Origin of the sequence: Conexibacter sp. W3-3-2 (genome assembly GCF_009707605.1) — a bacterium.
Classification (GTDB): Bacteria; Actinomycetota; Thermoleophilia; order Solirubrobacterales; family Solirubrobacteraceae; genus Paraconexibacter; species Paraconexibacter algicola.
On sequence record NZ_WLYW01000001.1, the window covers coordinates 4,015,231 to 4,033,478 of the forward strand.

At 73.6% G+C, this 18,248-nt stretch carries 16 protein-coding genes and 2 pseudogenes; 11 read left to right on the forward strand and 7 right to left on the reverse strand.

Going from position 1 to position 18,248, the window contains the following annotated elements:
- The first annotated feature begins 10 nt into the window (after nt 1-10).
- Together GKE82_RS19260 and GKE82_RS31610 are read left to right on the forward strand one after the other, a co-directional pair.
- Complete coding sequence (locus GKE82_RS19260; protein ID WP_309233709.1) at nt 11-799, forward strand: SigB/SigF/SigG family RNA polymerase sigma factor; 789 nt, start codon at nt 11-13, stop codon at nt 797-799.
- Between the two features lie 37 nt (nt 800-836).
- Nucleotides 837-911: pseudogene (locus tag GKE82_RS31610) on the forward strand (tryptophan-rich sensory protein); the annotation flags it as partial.
- Nucleotides 912-927: 16 nt separating this feature from the next.
- On the opposite strand, the gene GKE82_RS19270 reads toward GKE82_RS31610, so the two are convergent.
- From GKE82_RS19270 to GKE82_RS19300, 7 genes are all read right to left on the reverse strand, one after another.
- Nucleotides 928-1,398, reverse strand: a complete 471-nt coding sequence (locus tag GKE82_RS19270) for a GAF domain-containing protein (protein ID WP_154734432.1) — start codon at nt 1,396-1,398, stop codon at nt 928-930.
- Nucleotides 1,399-1,473: 75 nt separating this feature from the next.
- Complete coding sequence (locus GKE82_RS19275) at nt 1,474-1,746, reverse strand: hypothetical protein (RefSeq protein WP_154734433.1); 273 nt, start codon at nt 1,744-1,746, stop codon at nt 1,474-1,476.
- Between the two features lie 163 nt (nt 1,747-1,909).
- Nucleotides 1,910-2,665, reverse strand: coding sequence for a SigB/SigF/SigG family RNA polymerase sigma factor (locus GKE82_RS19280; RefSeq protein ID WP_196189332.1), 756 nt, complete (start codon nt 2,663-2,665; stop codon nt 1,910-1,912).
- Nucleotides 2,666-2,917: 252 nt separating this feature from the next.
- On the reverse strand, nt 2,918-3,178 hold the full coding sequence (locus GKE82_RS19285) for a Rho termination factor N-terminal domain-containing protein (protein WP_154734435.1): 261 nt from the start codon (nt 3,176-3,178) through the stop codon (nt 2,918-2,920).
- A gap of 374 nt (nt 3,179-3,552) precedes the next feature.
- Nucleotides 3,553-4,452 carry a hypothetical protein gene (locus GKE82_RS19290; RefSeq protein WP_230316230.1) on the reverse strand — a complete coding sequence of 300 codons (900 nt, stop codon included), beginning with the start codon at nt 4,450-4,452 and terminating at the stop codon, nt 3,553-3,555.
- A 25-nt stretch (nt 4,453-4,477) separates the two neighbouring features.
- Nucleotides 4,478-4,672 (reverse strand): hypothetical protein, encoded by a 195-nt coding sequence (locus tag GKE82_RS19295; RefSeq protein WP_154734436.1) that lies wholly within the window; start codon nt 4,670-4,672, stop codon nt 4,478-4,480.
- A gap of 80 nt (nt 4,673-4,752) precedes the next feature.
- Nucleotides 4,753-5,847, reverse strand: a complete 1,095-nt coding sequence (locus GKE82_RS19300; protein WP_154734437.1) for a nuclease-related domain-containing protein — start codon at nt 5,845-5,847, stop codon at nt 4,753-4,755.
- A 144-nt stretch (nt 5,848-5,991) separates the two neighbouring features.
- Between GKE82_RS19300 and GKE82_RS19305 the strand changes: the two genes are divergently transcribed.
- From GKE82_RS19305 to GKE82_RS19340, 9 genes and pseudogenes are all read left to right on the forward strand, one after another.
- Nucleotides 5,992-7,647, forward strand: a complete 1,656-nt coding sequence (locus GKE82_RS19305; RefSeq protein WP_196189333.1) for a putative manganese-dependent inorganic diphosphatase — start codon at nt 5,992-5,994, stop codon at nt 7,645-7,647.
- 38 nt (nt 7,648-7,685) lie between these two features.
- Complete coding sequence (dinB, locus tag GKE82_RS19310; RefSeq protein ID WP_196189334.1) at nt 7,686-8,735, forward strand: DNA polymerase IV; 1,050 nt, start codon at nt 7,686-7,688, stop codon at nt 8,733-8,735.
- Nucleotides 8,736-8,823: 88 nt separating this feature from the next.
- On the forward strand, nt 8,824-9,891 hold the full coding sequence (locus GKE82_RS19315; protein WP_154734440.1) for an LLM class flavin-dependent oxidoreductase: 1,068 nt from the start codon (nt 8,824-8,826) through the stop codon (nt 9,889-9,891).
- A 174-nt stretch (nt 9,892-10,065) separates the two neighbouring features.
- Nucleotides 10,066-11,919 (forward strand): GAF domain-containing protein, encoded by a 1,854-nt coding sequence (locus tag GKE82_RS19320; RefSeq protein ID WP_196189335.1) that lies wholly within the window; start codon nt 10,066-10,068, stop codon nt 11,917-11,919.
- A gap of 101 nt (nt 11,920-12,020) precedes the next feature.
- Nucleotides 12,021-13,573, forward strand: a pseudogene (locus GKE82_RS19325) (class I adenylate-forming enzyme family protein).
- Nucleotides 13,574-14,030: 457 nt separating this feature from the next.
- Nucleotides 14,031-14,336, forward strand: coding sequence for a PEP-utilizing enzyme (locus tag GKE82_RS31615; RefSeq protein ID WP_375337050.1), 306 nt, complete (start codon nt 14,031-14,033; stop codon nt 14,334-14,336).
- Entirely contained in the window at nt 14,336-15,994 is a 1,659-nt protein-coding gene (locus GKE82_RS19330; RefSeq protein ID WP_154734443.1) for a hypothetical protein, read from the forward strand. Before GKE82_RS31615 ends, GKE82_RS19330 begins: the two co-directional genes overlap by 1 nt.
- Nucleotides 15,994-17,658, forward strand: a complete 1,665-nt coding sequence (locus GKE82_RS19335; protein ID WP_154734444.1) for a hypothetical protein — start codon at nt 15,994-15,996, stop codon at nt 17,656-17,658. The genes GKE82_RS19330 and GKE82_RS19335 overlap by 1 nt, the downstream gene beginning before the upstream one ends.
- Nucleotides 17,655-18,233: a hypothetical protein gene (locus GKE82_RS19340; RefSeq protein ID WP_154734445.1), complete on the forward strand. Its 579-nt coding sequence runs from the start codon at nt 17,655-17,657 to the stop codon at nt 18,231-18,233. Before GKE82_RS19335 ends, GKE82_RS19340 begins: the two co-directional genes overlap by 4 nt.
- Nucleotides 18,234-18,248: the final 15 nt, after the last annotated feature.

Here is an 18,248-nt window from a genome sequence, read left to right on the forward strand (position 1 = left end):
GAGCGACGACGTGCACGAGACCAGCGCAGCACCCCGCGGACACGGCCGCGCCCGTGAGCAGGACCTCCTGCGTCGCTACCACGAGCACGGGGACTTCGCGGCCCGTGACGCGGTCGTCGAGCGCACGATGCCGCTCGTCCACCACGTCGCCCGGCGATACCAGAACCGCGGCGAGCAGTACGACGACCTCGTCCAGGCGGGTGCCGTCGGCCTCGTCAAGGCGGTCGACCGCTTCGACCCGTCGCGCGGCATCTCCTTCACCTCCTTCGCGGTGCCGAACATCGCCGGCGAGATCCGCCGGCACTTCCGCGACAAGGGGAACACCGTCCGGCTCCCGCGCGACATCCAGGAGCGCTCCGCCGCCCTGCACAAGGCCGGGCAGGAGCTCGAGGGCACCCTGCAGCGTCCGCCGACGACCGCCGAGCTCGCGGAGGCCGCCGGCATGACGATGGCCCAGGTGCTCGACACGCTCGTCGCGCAGCAGCGCCAGGACGTGCAGAGCCTCGACCGCGAGATCGGGGAGGACGCCAGCGGTCACGACCGTCACGGCGAGACCGAGACCGGCTACGCGCGCGTCGAGGACCTCGAGGCGCTCCGGGGCGGCATGCGCGTCCTGCAGGAGCGCGAGCGGCGCATCGTGCACCTGCGCTTCTACGACGGCCTCACCCAGTCGGAGATCGCCGAGCGGGTCGGCATCAGCCAGATGCACGTCTCGCGCCTGCTGCGCCAGGCGCTGAAGGACATGCGCCGGGCGATGGCCGAGCCGCAGGCGCCGGAGCGGGTGCTGCGCGAGGCCTGACCTGGCCCCGGCGACGCCCGTCGCGCTCGTCGCGCGGCTGCGCGGGCCGGCGCCGCGCGCCGCGCTGCTGCTCGTGCCCTACGCCGCCTGGGTGGCGTTCGCGACCGTCCTGACCCGGACGATCGCGGTCACCGACCGACGTCGCCGCCCGCCCGCAGGAGGCACGTCTCCGACGCCACCGGGTCGGCGGCACGGATGCGCTGCAGGTTCAGCCCGCCGCGCGCGAAGGCCGCGAGCACCGCGGCGGGGACCGTGTCGTGCGGGACGGCGCGCGGCGCCCAGCCGGTCGCTCGCACGTGGTGGATCCCGCACCGGTCGGCCGCCGGCGCCGTGACGTACCGCCACGGACCCGTGACGCGTCCCACGCGGAACGTCCCGTCGACGTCGCGCGTCCACACGAGGTCCCCGTCCGGCAGCGCCGCGAACCGCGCGAGGCGCTGCGCGGCAGCGGCGCCGTCCGTCGCGGTGAGGGCGAGCACCGCCTCGACCAGGGTCGACGGTGGCGGTACGAGCCAGCCGCCGATCCCCACCAGCCCGTGCCGCAGACCGAACGCCGCGCCCGCCCCGCGGGGCACCTCCGGGCGGTCGCGGGCCCGCATCGGTGCGCGGTGCACGCCGACGTGTGACGTGGGTGCACCGGCGACCGGTCGCGGCGGACGGTCGCCGGCCACCGCTCACGCCCGCGTCGGCGCGGTCCCGGCCCGCGTCTCGACGATGCGCTTGAGGCGACGCAGTGCCTCGACGTTGCGTCCACGCAGCAGCAGGTCGGCGAGCGGGTTGAAGACGAGCCGACTGGCCAGGTCCCCGGGGCCCTCGTCCATGACGACCCGGGTGCCGCGCGCGGTCGCGTTCGCGCCGACGACCCACTCCGGGTAGAGGTGCGCGGTGCTGAGGACGCGGAACGTGTCGGCGACGGTGGCGTCGACGACGGTCTCGGTCGTCGCCACGGGCTACCGCCCGATGAGCATGCGGCGGACGTCGTCCCAGCGCACGTGGGACGGACCGGCGAGGCCGAGCGCGGTCAGGTACACGATGCGGTTCATGGGGGGCGGGTGCCCGGTCCCGCGCCCGACAAACGCGGCCGGGCGCGACGCCGATGGACGACTCAGCTCAGCCGGCGTCGGCGTCCAGCGTCTCGCGCATGTCCTCGATCGCGCGTCGCAGCAGCCGCGAGACGTGCATCTGCGAGATCCCGACGCGCTGCGCGATCTCGGACTGCGTCAGGCCGTCCTCGTAGCGCAGCCGCACGATCAGCCGCTCGCGATCCCGCAGCGCCGCCAGCCCGGTCCGGGCGAGGGTCCGGACCTCGGCCACCTCGTAGCCGTGGTCGACGTCCCCGATGGTGTCGACCCGGGCGACGGCGTCGGCGTCCTGCGTCACCGCGGCGTCGAGCGAGGTGACACGGACCTCGTGCGTGGCGGCCTGCACCTCGAGGACGACGGCGGCGGGGAGCCCGCTGGCCTGCGTGAGCTCGGCGAGGGTGGGGCGCCGTCCGTGCGCGGTGGTGAGCGCCTCCGCGTGGCTGCGCAGCTCGTCGGCGTGCTCCTGCACGTCGCGCGGGAGCCGCAGGGCGTGGCTGTGGTCGCGGAACCATCGGCGGATCTCCCCGGCGATGTTCGGGACCGCGAAGCTCGAGAACGCCAGGCCCCGGTCGGGGTCGAAGCGGTCGACGGCCTTCACGAGGCCGACCGCACCGACCTGCACGAGCTCCTCGTGGTCGACCCCGCGGTTCGCGTAGCGGGCGGCGACCGTGTGCACGAGCGGCATGGCGCCCTCGATCACGGTGTCGCGAGCACGGAAGTCCCCGGTGTCGCAGTAGCGGCGCAGGAGCAGCAGCTCCTGGCGCCGGGCGGTGGCGGTGTCCATGGTCGTTCCCCTCGGTGGTGGGTGTCCCGAGTGCGACCCTCCGGTGACGGCGGATCGTGCCGGGTGGCACATGTCGAGGCTCGCACACCGCGGGGGAGACGCTCCAGCGGTGTCTCGTTTCGGCCGCGGGGTCGCGGGGCGACCGGACGCCCGGACCCGAGGTCGCGACGCGCTCGGGCCGACGTGGGCGGGGCCGCGCGCGGGGTCGGGCCTCCCGGGAGCACCGCAGCGCGAGAGCGACCCCGACCCGACTCAGTGGTCGCGCAGCGCCTCGATGAGCTCGTCCTTGCGCATGTCCGAGCGGCCCTCGATGCCGAGCTCGGCGGCGCGCTCGCGCAGCTGCTCGACGGCCCGGTCCTCGTAGTCCTGCGCCGCTCCGCCCTTGCGGCTGACGTCGGTGCCCGTCGCCTTCGCGTTCGCGATGCGGGCGGCCTTCTCCTTGCTGGCGCCGTCCTCGCGCAGCGCCTCGTACAGCTCGTCGTCCTTGACGCTGGCTCCGTGGTCCTTGGCCATGGGTGCTCCTCGGTCGTGGGGTCGCGATCGGCGGTCGGCTACCCGGGCCGGTGGCCGCCGACGCGCGGACGCGGGTGTGCGCGGGTGTCTCGACCGACCGACGCGTTCGCGCGGCACGAGCGCCCGCTCACGGACGGGGTCGAGGACGAGCTGCTGCTCCCGGACCGGGCACGGCCAATCGCGTGTTTGCGGTCCGCGCCGCCGGGCACCCGTCCGGCGCCGCCGCGTGGATCCGGTGGAGTCGGCCGCTTCCCTCCCCGGCCGGCGGCGAGACCTCAGGGAAGGTGTCGCGAAGCTCGTCCCACGCGAACGTCGCGACCGGTCGCCCACCGGGTCACGCGGCGGCCCTCCTCCCGGTGCGCGGGGCGGGGTGGTCAGGCGGCGGTGACGACCGGGGTCGTGCACGCGTCGAGCAGGGCGGCCCGCAGCTGCTGCCCGCGCGCGGTGACGTCCTGCTGCAGGCGCACGTACTCGGCGCGGCCCTCGGTCGTCTCGATCTTCACGGGCGCGAGCCCGAGCGCCGTGAGGTCGTACGGGGAGGCGCGCATGTCGAGCTCGCGCACCTCGCGGGCGAGCGCGAAGCAGCGGGCGGTCAGCGCGCTCGGGACGAGCGGCCCGAGCTTGTACGCCCACTTGTAGAGGTCCATCGTCGCGTGCAGGCAGCCGGGCTGCTCGGTGTCGACCTGGGTGGCGCGGGTCAGCTCGCGGTCGTTGCGCGGTCGTGCCGTGGCGGTGAAGAACCGGTAGGCGTCGAAGTGCGTGCAGCGCAGGCGCGACTCGCGCACGACGCGGTCGGTGCCCTCCTGGCCGAGGCGCAGCGGCCAGCTCGCGTGGCGGCGGCCCTCCGCGCCCGGGGCGTGGACCATCGCCCACTCGTGCAGGCCGAAGCAGCCCAGGCGCGGCGGCCGCCCGGCGGTGGCCTGCAGCAGCGCGACGATGTGGTCGCGCGCCCCGCCCCGGTCGGCGAGGTAGGCGTCGAGGTCGAGGGTCACGCCCGTCATGCCGTCGACCTCGACGCGGTGGTGCCAGCGCCAGCCGGCGCGCTCGCGCAGGGCCGGGAGGTCCGGGGGACCGATGAGGACCACGCCCGCTCCCGGGTGCCAGCGACGCAGCTGACCGGGCCGCAGCGAGTAGTACGTGAAGAGGAAGTCCTCGACGGGGTGGGCGCGACCGGCCGCCGCCCGCTGTCGGTGGGCGGCGGTCAGGCCGTCGACGCGCGTGGCGTGCGCGTCGGCGAGCGCGGTCCAGGTCGGGTGCGCGAGGACGGTCGGCACCGTCCCAACGATAGGCCGACCGGCGTCAGTGCAGCAGCCCGCGGCCCTCGCGGATCGCCGCGGCGATCTCGGTGCGGGTCGCGCCCGCCTCCTCCGCCGCGCGCCGCAGGCGCGTGAGCTCGTGGTCGTCGGCCGCGGCCGCGCGGATCTCGTCGAGCGCCACCTCGACGGCCACGCCGTAGCGGACGGGGTTCTCCACTTCGAATCCGTAGGTGAGCATGACCCGAATCTACGACGGGCAATAATTAGGAGTCAAACGATCGGGGGGCAGAGCGTCACCGGTCCCGACGGTCGGGGGGCTCAGCAGCCCGCGCCCGGCACGATCACCGCGTCCGCCGCCGTCCGGGCGGTCCAGCGGTTGATGCTGATCCGCAACGCGCATCCGGGACCCCGCAGGCGCAGATGGATCCGTGCCTCGGTGGTCCGCGTCGCCATCGTCCGCAGGGGCGTGCTCGTCGTCGCCCGCACCCGGCGGTCGAGGTCCGAGACCCATGAGGCGACCTCGGCCGCGCTCACCGGCGTACTTCGTCGTGGCGGGCCGGGCGACGGCTCGAGCACCGCCCCGAGGGCCCCGAGACCGGCAACGAACAGGCACAGGTCGACGGCCAGTCCTCGGCGGCGCCCGCGGCCCCGGGCGCGGCGCCGCGGAGTCGAGCTCTGCGGGCTGCCCGACCGACGCGCCCCGCGAGCGGGGGCATCCGCCACGCGCGGCGCCGACGCGCCGCGCAGGCAGGCGCTCGGGGGCCGCGCGCCGCCGCGTGCGGGCATCGAAGCGTCGAGCGCGCGGAAGACCTGCGTGATCCCCTCGTCGGTCAGCGGGCCGTCCGCCACTGTGAGCTGTGCAACAGCCGCCCGCCCGCCGACCAGGACGCCGTGAACGCGCAGCAGCTCCCCACGTGGCGTGCCCGGGTTGTCGTCGACGAGACACAGGACGCCCGTCACCGGCGTGTCGCCCGCTCCGGCCGCCCGCAGGGCTCCGTGGACGACGGCGACCTGCTCGCGGATGCCCTCGAGCGCGCGACGGTGGCTCCATCGTCCGGTCCAGACCCCGGTCGCCCGGATGTCGACGGCGCCGGCCCACGCCTTGGCGTCGATCACGAACGCTCCGCCGGGTCCCACCACGACGTGGTCGATGTTGGCGCCGCCACGTCCGGGGATCACCAGATCGTGCAGCACGCCGGTGCCGCATGTGCCCGCCCAGTCGCCCAGCAGCGCGCCGAGGCGCTCCTCCCCCTCGTCACCGCGTCGCCATGCCCGCTCCGAGGCCGGTTCGTCGTCGAGCGCGGCGCGCAGCTCCTCGGGGGAGGCGCCTGCGGCCTGGAGGCGACGGAGCCGTGCGGCGACCCGACGATGGTGCTGAGCGCGCGCTCCGCGTCCCGGAGCGAGATCCGTCATCTGTCGCAGATCGGCGCCGTGCGGTCGGCCCTGGACCGGACATCCGTCCGGCGCGGAGTACGCCTGCGCGAACCTGACCGACCGGTCGGCAGCGGTGCGCCACGGTGCAGGCGGACCGCCGTCGGCCGTAGGATGCTGCGTCCAGTGACGTCCACCGATGCCACCACCACCCAGGTACGCCCGCGCGTGTATGTGTCCGGCCACCGCAACCCGGACACCGACTCGATCGGGGCCGCGCTCGGCTACGCCGAGCTGAAGTCGCGCCTCGACCCGGCGACCGAGTACGTGCCCGTCCGCCTCGGCGAGCTGAACCCCCAGACGACGTGGGCGCTCGAGCAGAGCGGCGCCGAGTCCCCGCGCCTGCTCGAGCACATCTCGGTGCGCGCCGGCGACGTGATGCAGACCGAGTTCCCCTGTGCCGACGCCGCCACGCCGCTGCGCCGCGCCGGGCAGATGATGGTCGAGGCAGGCCTGGACCTCGTGCCGGTCGTCGACGACGACGGCATCCTCCAGGGCGTCCTCACCGAGCGCGCGCTCGCGCGCCGCTACCTGCGCGAGTCCAGCGACGCGTCGCACCTCTACGGCGCGACCGCGGTCGGCACGCTGGCCGAGGTGCTCGAGGGCCAGCTCCTCGCCGGCCCGGCGGACCGCACGGTCCACGGCCGCATCTGGGTCCTGGCCCGCGACCTCGGCTCGATCCTCACCCGCCTGTGCGAGGGGGACGTCGCGGTCGTCGGTGACCGCCACGACGCGCAGCTGCGCGCGCTGGAGCTCGGGATCTCGGCGCTCGTCGTCACGAACGCCACCGAGGTGCCGGACGCGACGCTCGCGCTCGCGACCGAGCGGGACATCCCCGTCATCGCCACGCCGCTGGACACGTACGTCGCCGGGCGGATGATCGGGCTCTCCTCGCCGTGCCAGGCGCTGGCCGATCCCGACCCGCTCACGATCAACACCGGCGACGTGCTCGGCGAGGTCGCCGAGGACATCAAGGACGTCAGCTACCGCGCCGCCGTCGTGGTCGACCGCGCGAACCGCCCGGTCGGGCTCGTCACCCGCGCGGACCTCGTCGACCCGCGCCCGCGCCGCGTGATCCTCGTCGACCACGCTGAGCGCTCGCAGAGCATCCCGGGGATCGAGGAGGCCGAGATCGTCGAGATCCTCGACCACCACCACATCGGCTCGATCGAGACGACCCTGCCGGTGCGCGCGATCTTCGACCCGGTCGGGTCGACCAGCACGCTCGTCTACGAGCAGTTCCTGCAGTCCGGCTACGAGCCGTCCCGGCCGGCCGCCGGCATGCTGCTCGCCGCGATCCTCTCCGACACCGTGATCCTCACGTCGCCGACGATGACGTCGCGCGACGAGGCCGCCGTGGAGGGGCTCGCCGGCCTGCTGGGCATCGACGCGCGGACGTTCGGCCGCGAGATGTTCCAGGCGGGCAGCGACGTCGCCGGCCTCGCGGCGGCGGAGATCCTCGGCCGTGACCTCAAGGCCTACGAGCTCCCGACCGGTCAGACGCTGTGCGTCGCCCAGATCGAGACGGTCGGGGACGTCCTGTCGGGCCGCTTCGCCGAGCTCGAGGCGGAGGCCGCGGCGTGCGCGCTGCGCGACGGGCACCGGCTGGTCGCGCTGATGGTCACCGACGTCGACGCCAAGGGCACCCACCTCGTCGTGGCCGGGGACGTGCCGCTCGCCGAGCGCGCGTTCGGCGCCTCCGTGGAGGGCGGGGCGATCCCGCTGCCGGGCGTGATGAGCCGTAAGAAGCAGGTCGCGCCGAAGCTCCTGCAGGCCGCGTAGCGCGGCCCGGCGTCCGGGCTGGATGCGAACATCTGTTCGTGTCCGTCCCGTCCGTCCTGCACGCCGACCTCGACGCGTTCTTCGCCTCCGTCGCGCAGCGCGACGACCCAGCACTGCGCGGCCGGCCGGTGAGCGTCGGCGGCGGGGTCGTGATGGCGGCGAGCTACGAGGCGCGCGCCCGCGGCGTGCGCTCGGGCATGGGCGGCGCGAAGGCCCGGGCGCTGTGCCCCGACCTCGTCGTCGTGCGCCCCGACTTCGACGCGTACGTGCGCGCCAGCCGCGCGGTGATGGCGATCCTCGACCGCTTCGGCGCCCGGGTCGAGCAGGCGTCGATCGACGAGGCGTTCCTCGACGTCCACCCGCGCGACGGCCGGACGGTGGCGGCCGAGCTGCGGTCTGCCGTCCGCGAGGAGGTCGGGCTGCCGATCAGCGTCGGGGTCGCGCCGAGCCGGACGGTCGCGAAGGTCGCCAGCGGCATGGCCAAGCCCGACGGGCTGCTCGTCGTCGAGCCCGACGGCCTGTTCGACTTCCTCCACCCGCTCCCGGTCGGGCGGCTGTGGGGGATCGGCCCGGCGACCGAGCGGCGCCTGCAGCAGCACGGCATCCGCACCGTGGGGGACGCGGCACGGGTCGGGGACGGGGTGCTCGTCACGATCCTCGGCCGCTCCGGTGGGCGGCGGCTCGACGCGATCGCCCACGGCCGGGAGGTCCGGACCGTCCGGCCGCGCCGCGGCCGCCGCTCCTACGGCGCGCAGCGGGCGCTGTCGCGCTCGCGGCCGACCGACCTCGACGACGCGCTCGTCGCGCTGGTGGAGCGGATCGCCCGGCGGATGGCGGGCCGCGGCCAGGCCGGCCGCACCGTCGTGCTGCGGCTGCGCTTCGGCGACTACAGCCGCGCCACCCGCTCGCGCTCGCTGCCCCGCCCGACCGCAGACGCCGACGCGATGGTCGCGCTCGCCCGCTCGCTCCTGCAGGAGGCACGCCCGCTCATCGCCCAGCGCGGCTGCACGCTCATCGGCGTCGCGCTGACGAACATCGAGACCCACGACGACGCGCAGCTCGCACTGCCCTTCGACGAGGTCGGCTGAGCCGCGCCGCGGCGCGCGTTGGAGGAGTCCACCACGGCGTCGCGATCCGGCCCGACAGGCGGCCGGCCCGCGCGGGAGGCTCGATCCCATGCACGTCGGGGTCTACGTCGATGCCCATCCCGCGGTCGCCGAGCAGGCCCGGCTGCTCGAGGCCGCCGGGTTCGACCAGGTCTGGGTCTACGACAGCCCGCTCGTCTTCAGCGATCCGTACATGGCGCTGCTCGAGGTCGCACGGGCGACCGACCGCGTGCTGATCGGACCCGGCGTCACCCAGCCCGACGCCCGGCCGGCCTACGCGACCGCCCAGGCCCTGGGGACGCTCGCGAAGGTCGCCCCCGGACGGGTGGCGTTCGGCATCGGGATCGGCAACTCCGCCAGCTGGTCGGTCGGGCGGCAGCCGGCGACCCTCGACGAGATGCACGAGCACGTCCGGATCGTGCAGGCGATGCTCCGCGGCGAGACCGTCGAGCACGACGTCGGGGGCGGTCGCCGCGCCCCGCTGCGCTTCATCCACCCGGAGGGCCGCTGGCTCGACCTGTCCCGGCACGTCCCGACCTGGATCTCCGCCTTCGGTCCCCGCGGCCAGCGACGCGCGGGCGCGGTCGCCGACGTCGTCCTGATCCGCTGGGAGGGGGAGCAGCGCGTCCGCGAGGCCCGCGAGCGGCTCGCCGAGGGCGCGCGCGCCGCCGGTCGGCCCGGCGCCGGCGAGGACATCGGGATCGGCACCGTCTACTGCGTGTACCCGATCGAGGGCGAGGCGGAGCTCGAGACCAACGAGGCCCGCGCCGCGCTCGGTCCGATGGTCGTCAGCCGCCTGCGCTACCTCACCGCCAACCACGCGCACGCCGACGAGGTCCCCGCGCACTTCCGTCCCGGCTTCACCGCCTACCAGGCGCACCGCGCCACGCTCGACCCGGTCGAGCGGCACCTCGACAACTACCGCGGCTACCTCGTCCACACCCCGCCCGACCTCGAGTCGTTCGTGACGCCCGAGACGATGCGCACGGTCGCGACGATCGGCAGCGCGGCGGAGATCGCGGACGAGCTCCTCGCGATGCGCGACGCCGGCGTCGACCACGTCACGCTCCAGCTCGCCGGGCCGCCGGCGCGGTGGTGTCGGCGGATGGGCGAGCAGGTGCTGCCGCTCCTGCGCTGACCGTGCTCTTGGAGGTTTCTACGACTCCCCGACCGAAGATGCGTCGAAGCGTCGCGGAAGTGCCTCGCCCGGGTGGTACGTTGCCTCCCAGGAGAGAGAGGAGACGGTCCTGTGGGTCACGACGGTGGAACGACCGGCGCCGTGCCGGCGGAGCCCTTGCTCGACCTGGGCGACATGGGGAGTGACGTCGACTCGCGGGCCTACCGCGAGGCGATCCGCGCGTTCGCGGACGTGGCGACCGCGCTGCTGGAGACGCGGGACCGCGACGACCTGCTGCGGCTGATCGGCCGCAAGCTCTGCGAGCTCGTCGGCGCGCCGCGCTGCAGCGTCTACCTGCGCGACGACGCCTCCGGGCTCTACCGCGGCCAGGTCGGCTACGCCGACCACGACATCGACGCGATGGTCAAGAAGCTGACCTGCGGCACCGACGCCGACGGCTTCACCCGCGAGATCGTCGAGACCCAGGCGCCGGTCCTCGTCGAGAACGCGGCCACCGACCCGCGGCCCGTCCGGTCGACGATGCGCGCCTGGCACGTCGTGACGATGCTCGGCGTCCCGATGGTCCTCCAGGGCGAGGTGATCGGGATCGTCTTCCTCGACGGCGAGGACCAGGCGATGACGTTCACGGCGCTCGACCGGGCGCTCGCCTCCGCGTTCGCGGAGCTCGCCGCCGTCGTCCTCGCGCAGGAGAAGCTCAACGCCGACCTGCGCTCGACGCTCGACACGGTCGCCCGGCAGAACCAGGTGCTGCGGCGCGTCTCCGCGGTCGACGACAAGCTCACGGGGCTCGTCCTCGACGGCCGCAACCTGCGCGAGATCGCCCAGGCCGTCACCGACCTGACGCACAAGCCGTGCTCGATCCACGACGCGCAGAACCGGCGCCTGGCGTGCGCGTCCCCCGAGACGCCCGAGGGCGGCGCGCCCGTCCGCCCGCGACTCCTGGACCCCGACATGGTGCAGGTGCCGGAGATCGCCGACGCGCTCGCCGCGCTGTCCTCGAAGAAGGCCGCGGTCGTCGGCCCCTTCCCCTCGGCCGGGCTGCCCAACCGCTTCCTCGTCGCGCCGGTCACCGTCCGCGACGACCAGTGGGCGACGCTCGTGCTCATGGAGCACGGTGCGCGCCTGAGCGGCTTCGACATGATCATGAGCCGACGTACCGCCACGGTCATCGCGCTGGAGATGAGCGCGGAGCGGCGCGCCGCGAACGCCGAGTGGAACGCCCGCGCCTCGCTGGCGGGCGAGCTCATCCGCGGCAACGCGGACACCACGCAGATCGAGCACCGCGCCCAGTTCGTCGGCATGGACCTCGACCAGCCGCACGTGCTCTGCCTCGTCTCCTCGCGCAGCGGCGACGCCGCCTCGCTGCCGGACGTCCGCGCGGTCGGTGACGCGTTCCGCGACGCGGCGCCCCACCACGGGGTCATCGCGACCGGCGTGGCCGAGGGGATCGTCGTGATCGTCGAGGCGCCCGCCGACGGGCCGACCCTCGCCGGCGTGGCCGCCGTGAAGGAGGTCGCCGCCGCGGCCCTCGCCGCCCTCGACCCGGACGGCCGGCTGATCGCGGGGATGTCGACCGTCTGCCGGCGGCCGACCGACTACGTGCGCGCCTACACCCAGGCGCTCCAGGTGGTGCGCTGCCTCGACACCTTCCATCGGGCGGGATCGGTCGACCTGCTCGCCGCCGACGACCTCGGCGCCGGTCGCATGTTCCTCGCCAACGCGGACGCCGACGAGGCGGAGCGCTTCGTCGAGGAGACCCTCGGCGGGCTGCTCGACGACTCGGTGGCGGGCGACCTGCTGCTGACGCTCTGCTCGTTCTTCGAGCACGGGCGGAGCATCCGCTGGTCGGCCGCGGACCTCGGGGTCCACGAGAACACGATCCGCTACCGCCTCGCCCGGATCGAGGAGCTCACCGGCCTGGCGATCGCCACCGGCTCCGACGCGCAGCTGAGCGCCCAGCTGGCCCTGCTCGTCCTGCGCCTGCAGGGCCGCCTGCCCGCCCCGAAGGCCGCGCCGGCCACCGAGTAGCCGGCCGGCCGTCCGTCGGTGCGCGCCGGCGCTGGAGAAGTGCACAAGGCCACGCGCGGCACGCGCGCCGCGGGCCGGGCGCGCACAGCAGGCTTGTCGGCATGGGTCTGAGTCGGAACGTCTTCGGCGTGCTGGAGCGCACCGCGCAGTCGCACGCCGGCGAGCAGGTCGCCTTCGTCCACGAGGGGGAGCAGCGCAGCTTCCGCGAGGTCCGCGACCGCAGCCTGCGCCTCGCCGAGGGCCTGCGGTCGGCGGGCGTCGCCCCGGGGGACCGGGTCGCGGTCTTCCTCACCAACGGCCACCCGTGGACGGAGGTGTTCTTCGGCCTCGCTGCGCTCGGGGCGGTCTGCGTGCCGGTCAACGTGCTGCTGCAGCCGCAGGAGATCGACCACGTCTGCCGCGACTCCGGGGCGCGCTGCCTGATCGCCGACGCGCGCGGTGCCGACGCCGTCGCGGCGCTCGCCCGGCTGCCCGAGCTGGTCGTCACCGTCGGCGACATGGCCGTGTCCCACCCGGGCCGGACCGTCGCGTACGAGACGCTGCTCCGGACGCCGCTGCCCGGGGTCGACGTCGCCGGCCCGGCTCTCGACGACCTCGCGTCGCTCTACTACTCCTCGGGCACCACCGGCCTGCCCAAGGCGGCCGCGCACACGCACGACGGGATCCTCTGGAACAGCTACCACCAGATCCACGACCTCGGCCTCGACGCGACGACCCGCTACCTCGTCGTCCCGTCGCTGTCGTGGGCGGCCGGCTTCCACAACCTGACCCTCGCGCTGGTGATGCTCGGGGGCCGCTCGGTGATCATGTCGACCGGGGCGACCTCGCCGGAGAACCTCGTCGCCACGATCGAGCGGGAGGACATCACCCACACGTTCTTCGTCCCCGCCCTGCTGCGGCGCTTCCTCGAGGAGCCCGCGCTGCTGGAGCGCCTGCGCCGGACCCGGCTGCGCTGGCTCGTGTCGGGCTCCGAGCCCGTGCCCCGCGCGGTCATCGAGCGGCTGGCCGCCGAGCTGCCGGACTGCAGCATCGTCCAGGGCTACGGGCTGTCGGAGTTCCCCACCATGGCGACGATGCTCCGGGCCGACGAGGCGATCACGCACGCCGGGTCGGCCGGGCGGCCGCTGTCGGTCACCGACCTCGCGGTGCAGCGCCCCGACGGCACGATCGCGCGGCGCGGCGAGGGCGAGATCCTGCTGCGCTCGCTGGCGACGATGCGCGAGTACGCGGGCCGTCCCGAGGAGACCGCCGCGGCCTTCGCGGACGGCTGGCTGCACACCGGTGATCTCGGCGTCGTCGACGACGACGGCTTCCTCACGATCACCGGCCGCAAGAAGGACATGATCATCTCGGGTGGGCTGAACGTGTACCCGAAGGAGATCGAGGAGGTCCTCTACCGGATCCCCGGGATCCGGGAGGCGGCGGTGGTCGGGGTGCCCGACGACCGCTGGGGGAGACGGCGGTGGCCGTGGTCGTGGGAGACGACCTCGACCCCGAGAGCATCCGCGAGCACTGCGCCGGTCAGCTCGCGTCCTACAAGCGCCCGCGGGCCGTGCTGCTGCACGCCGACCCGCTACCGCGCAACCCGACCGGCAAGGTGCTCAAGCGGGAGTTGCGGCCCTGGGCCGCCGACCGGATGGCCGCCGCACGCTGACCAGGCAGGAACCAGGAGAGAGAGGAACCCCATGACGAACCCGATGGCCGACCCGAAGTGGAAGCTGCCCGAGTCGAGCACGCTGTCCCGGCTCACCCGCGAGGCGCTCTTCGCGACCGTGCGGCGCAACCTCGAGGCCGCCGGCCCCGACGCGCCCTGGAAGGACTTCACCGGCCCGCGCACGCTGGAGCTGCTGTCCGAGGAGGACGGCAGGCGGATCGCCGAGGAGGTCTTCGAGCAGTTCCAGATGATCGAGGGACGCAAGCTCTTCGCCGGCTGCGAGATCGCGCTGAAGGAGCGCCCGGACCTCTACGTGCTGCGCTCCGAGGCGCAGGAGCTCGAGCCGCGCACCGACTGGCCGGAGGGCGTCGTCGCGGACGGCGACAACGTCTTCCAGCACGACGACGTCGAGGGCACCGTCCTGGTGGTGCGCGAGGTCGGCGAGGTCGACCGGCTCATGCGCGAGGGCGTCCCGGAGGGCACGATCGGCGTGATCGACGACGCGGGCGGCACGATGACCGCCCCGATCCTCGAGGAGTTCGACGGCGTCGTCTGCCTGGCGGGAACGGTGCGCTCGCACCTCGCGATCATCTCCCGCGAGTTCGGGGTCCCGGTGCTGATGGGCTCGCGCACCCGTCGGCCGCTGCGCACCGGCGAGCGCGTGCGCGTGACGTACTCGGTCGAGGCGCAGAACGTGGACGCGTACTTCGGTGACGCGATCAAGCCGCGCGCCGAGGTCGTCCTCCTCGACGGGGAGGCGTGATGTCGGACTTCCGCCTGGACGAGCAGCAGCTGCTGCTGCTCAACGCGCAGCTGCAGCGCACGGACGACGTGCTCATCCACAACTGCCTCACCCGCACGGCCCAGGAATCGAAGCTGTTCCCGATCATGCCGTACCTGATGATGTGCTTCTACGACGCCTACTACCGGTTCCCGGACCTGCTGCGAGAGGCGTCGCAGATCATCTCGCCGGAGGACATGGGTGCGCGCGCCCGGGAGGTCGTCTGCGGCGCCACCCAGGTCACCTCCTGGGGCACGCTGAACTTCTACCTCAACGGCCGCACGAACCTGATCCGCGCCGGGATGCTGCGCCCCGAGGACAACCTCGAGGACCTGTGGTTCATGGTGGACTTCCACCACCGCTTCATGCGCTCCTACCACCGCGCCTCCGGGCAGGTCTGGGCGCTGGACTCCGGCGACATCGCCCAGTCCCACGAGGAGCGCCAGCTGCAGGTCTTCGAGGCCGACGCGTTCGAGGCCGACGACGCGCTGCGCGCCGCCGCGGCGAAGTTCACCGCCGCCGGGACGCAGTACTCGTTCCTCGTCCACTGCGAGAGCCGCGTCGGCCTGCAGGCCTCCGGCCCGTACGGCCTGGGCGACCGGCGCCTGATGCACACGCGCGACTTCACGAAGCTCGGCGAGTGCGACTTCAGCTGGCTCGACGGCGTCGCCGACGGCGTCACGCACAACCAGCTGACGCTCGTCCTCATCACCGACGGGGTCGGCATCGAGGTCTCGGACTTCGGCACCGCCTACACCTCCCCCGAGGCCTACCAGGACCAGATCATCGGGGTGGGGCTTTACACCTCCGACTTCCTCTGCGACCGCTACGTGCCGGTCGGGATGGACAACGCCAAGGACCTGACGGACACGCTCAACCAGCTGACCGAGGAGCTGAAGGTCGCGACCCGCAAGCTCTACTCGCGCTTCGCGGAGATGACGAACGACCAGATGGTCGAGGCCGGCATCTACACGTACTTCCAGGCCGCGACCGTCGGCCCGCACCTCGCGGGCACCTACCGCCAGCGGGACTGGGAGTTCATCGACGAGCGCACCCGCCGGTTCTGGCCCGTGTTCACCGAGGAGTACGCGCTCGACGCGTACGTCGACAACTTCGCCGCGCTGCTCGGCGAGAACGCGGCGGACACCGACTACTACCTGCACCCCGTCGCCTACGGCGTCTGGCGACGCGGCGGCGCGGTCGGCCCGCTGCCGACCCCCGGGCGCAACGCGTCGCTGGTCCCGCAGCACGTCCTGCGCGACCACGACTACTCGCTGCGCGTCAACGCGGGCGGGCTCGCCGACGCCGTCGGCACCTCGTCGCTGCCCGCGAAGTCCACGAGGTACTCGTTCGTCCGCGGCAAGCTCAGCGAGGACGAGATGAACGCGGCCGCCCGGGAGTACGCCTCGCCGCTGTTCGAGGAGCCGTGGCGGTCGATCGACGAGCGCACGGTCAAGTTCCACTGGCAGGAGGAGGAGGTCCAGGCCTTGTACCGCTACAACCAGGAGCACTCGCGGCTGCTCGCCGGGCAGGGCTCGGCGCTGCGCCGCGCCGACATCGACCGGCTGCGTCGCGACGCCGGGGAGCGGGCGTGGAGCGACGTCTCGGAGCTCGGCGCCCGCGGGGAGGTGACGGCCTGATGTCCTCCTTCCGGCTCACCGAGGAGCAGCTGATCCTCGTCAACAGCACGATCCAGAAGTCCGACAACGTGCTCGTCCACAACTGCCTGACGCGGACCGCGCAGGAGTCGAAGCTGTTCCCGATCCTGCCCTACCTGGACATGGTCATGATCGACTCCTACTACCGCTGGCCGGACCTGCTGCGCAAGGTCGCGGCGGTCATGTCCCCGGAGGACCTCGGGCACCGGGTCCGCGAGGTGTCCACGACGTTCTCGCGCATCCACTCGTGGTCGTCGCTGGCCTACTACCTCAACGGCCGCGCGATGCTGATCCGCAACGGGCTGCTGCGTCCCGAGGACAACCTCGAGGACCTCTGGTTCATGGTCGACTTCCACCAGCGCGTGACCCGGACCTACAACCGGGCCTCGGGCAACCACTGGATGCTCGACGCGGGCGACATCGCCCAGATCCACGAGGAGCGCCAGCTGCAGGTTTTCGAGGCCGACGCCTTCGAGGCCGACGCCGCGCTGAAGACCGCGTCGCAGCGGTTCGCCGCCGCCGCCACGCAGTACAACTTCCTCATCCACTGCGAGAGCCGCTCGGGGCTCGCGTCGTCGGGCCCCTACCAGCTCGGCGGGCAGCGCCTGATGCACGTCCGCGACTTCCTCAACATGACGGAGTGCGGTCTCTCCTGGATGGACGGGGTCGGCACCGACCTGCCGTTCGCGAACCTGTCGATGGTGCTCATCACCGACGGCGTCGGGATCGAGATCACCGACTGGGGAACCGCGTACACGACGCCCGAGGCCTACCAGGACAAGGTCATCGGCGTGGGCCTCTACACGTCCGACGTGCTGACCGACCGGTACGTCCCGGTCGGGATGGGCTCCCGCAAGGAGCTCGTCGACACGTTCGACGAGCTGACGCTCGCGGTGAACCGGGCGACCCGCGAGCTGTACTCGAAGTTCGCGTCGATGGACAACCAGCAGATGGTCGAGGCGGGGATCGCGACGTACCTGCGCGCCCCCGTCGACCTGACGATGATCGCCGGCGTCTACGACCACACCGAGTGGGACTACGTCGACGACCGCACGCGCCGCCTCTGGGAGATCTACAACGAGGAGTACTCCTACGACGCGTACGTCGACAAGTTCGCGACGCTGTCCGGTCTGCGCGGCGGGCAGAGCGAGTACTACCTGCACCCCATCACCTACGGCGTCTGGCGCCGCGGCGGCCGCGTCGGCGACCTGCCGGCGCCCGGGCGCTCCGGGGAGTTCGTCCCCGGGGACGTCCTGCGCGATCACGACTACTCGCTGCGCGTCAACCCGGGCGGGCTGTCGGACTCGACCGGATCGTGGTCCCTGCCGCCCAAGACGGGGGCCCTGACGGTCTCGTCCGGGCGCCTGACCGAGGACGAGCTGAACGCCGCGGCGCGCGCGTTCTCCTCCCCGCTGCACACCGCGCCCTGGCGGCACCTCGACGAGGCGTCGGTGAAGTGGCGCCACGACGACCCGGAGGTCGACGCGATGTACCGCTACGCCCAGGAGCGCTCCCGGCTGCTCGCCGGGCGCGGCTCCTCGCTCGTCCGCGCGGACCTCGACGAGATCCGCCGCGAGGCGGGGGAGCGGCCGTGGTCGGAGGTCTCCGCGGCCGGACCCGTCACGCCGATGGGGGTGGTGTCGTGAACGCGGTGCTGCACGCCGTGCGGGTCAAGGGCATCGCGTCCGAGGCCGCGATCGTCGACGCGACCGGCCTGTCCCTGGGCGAGGTCGAGCGCGAGCTCGCGACGCTCGAGGGGGACGAGCTGGTGCTGCGACGCCCCTCGCGCAAGCGCCCGGGCTGGGTGCTGACCGAGGAGGGTCGCATCCACCACGGAGCGCAGCTCGCCGCCGCCCACGACGACGCGGAGCTCGCCGCGATCGCCGAGCACTACGAGGGCTTCCTCGCCGTCAACGCCCAGGTCAAGACGGTCTCGGCGAAGTGGCAGCACGCCACCGACGACGCCGCGCGGTTCGAGCTCATCGACCGCATCGAGACGCTGCACGGCCGGGCCGCGCCGGTGCTGGAACGCGCCGGCGCGGCGGCCGAGCGGTACGGGCGCTACGGCGCCCGGCTCGGCGCCGCGCTCGAGAAGCTCGAGAACGACCAGCGGTTCTTCGTCTCGCCGCTCGTCGACAGCTACCACACGGTCTGGTTCGAGTGCCACGAGGACTTCCTCCTGACGCTCGGCCGCACCCGGGCGGGGGAGGGGTCGGAATGAGCTTCGTGCGCACCG

What these genes read in the sequence shown, in the direction of transcription:
- GKE82_RS19270 (WP_154734432.1), bottom strand. Translation starts at nt 1,398, where the DNA reads ATGCGGGCCCGCGACCGCCCGGAGGTGCCCCGCGGGGCGGGCGCGGCG.
- GKE82_RS19280 (WP_196189332.1), bottom strand. Translation starts at nt 2,665, where the DNA reads ATGGACACCGCCACCGCCCGGCGCCAGGAGCTGCTGCTCCTGCGCCGC.
- GKE82_RS19285 (WP_154734435.1), bottom strand. Translation starts at nt 3,178, where the DNA reads ATGGCCAAGGACCACGGAGCCAGCGTCAAGGACGACGAGCTGTACGAG.
- GKE82_RS19295 (WP_154734436.1), bottom strand. Translation starts at nt 4,672, where the DNA reads ATGCTCACCTACGGATTCGAAGTGGAGAACCCCGTCCGCTACGGCGTG.
- GKE82_RS19300 (WP_154734437.1), bottom strand. Translation starts at nt 5,847, where the DNA reads ATGACGGATCTCGCTCCGGGACGCGGAGCGCGCGCTCAGCACCATCGT.
- GKE82_RS19315 (WP_154734440.1), top strand. Translation starts at nt 8,824, where the DNA reads ATGCACGTCGGGGTCTACGTCGATGCCCATCCCGCGGTCGCCGAGCAG.
- GKE82_RS19320 (WP_196189335.1), top strand. Translation starts at nt 10,066, where the DNA reads ATGGGGAGTGACGTCGACTCGCGGGCCTACCGCGAGGCGATCCGCGCG.
- GKE82_RS31615 (WP_375337050.1), top strand. Translation starts at nt 14,031, where the DNA reads ATGCGCGAGGGCGTCCCGGAGGGCACGATCGGCGTGATCGACGACGCG.
- GKE82_RS19330 (WP_154734443.1), top strand. Translation starts at nt 14,336, where the DNA reads ATGTCGGACTTCCGCCTGGACGAGCAGCAGCTGCTGCTGCTCAACGCG.
- GKE82_RS19335 (WP_154734444.1), top strand. Translation starts at nt 15,994, where the DNA reads ATGTCCTCCTTCCGGCTCACCGAGGAGCAGCTGATCCTCGTCAACAGC.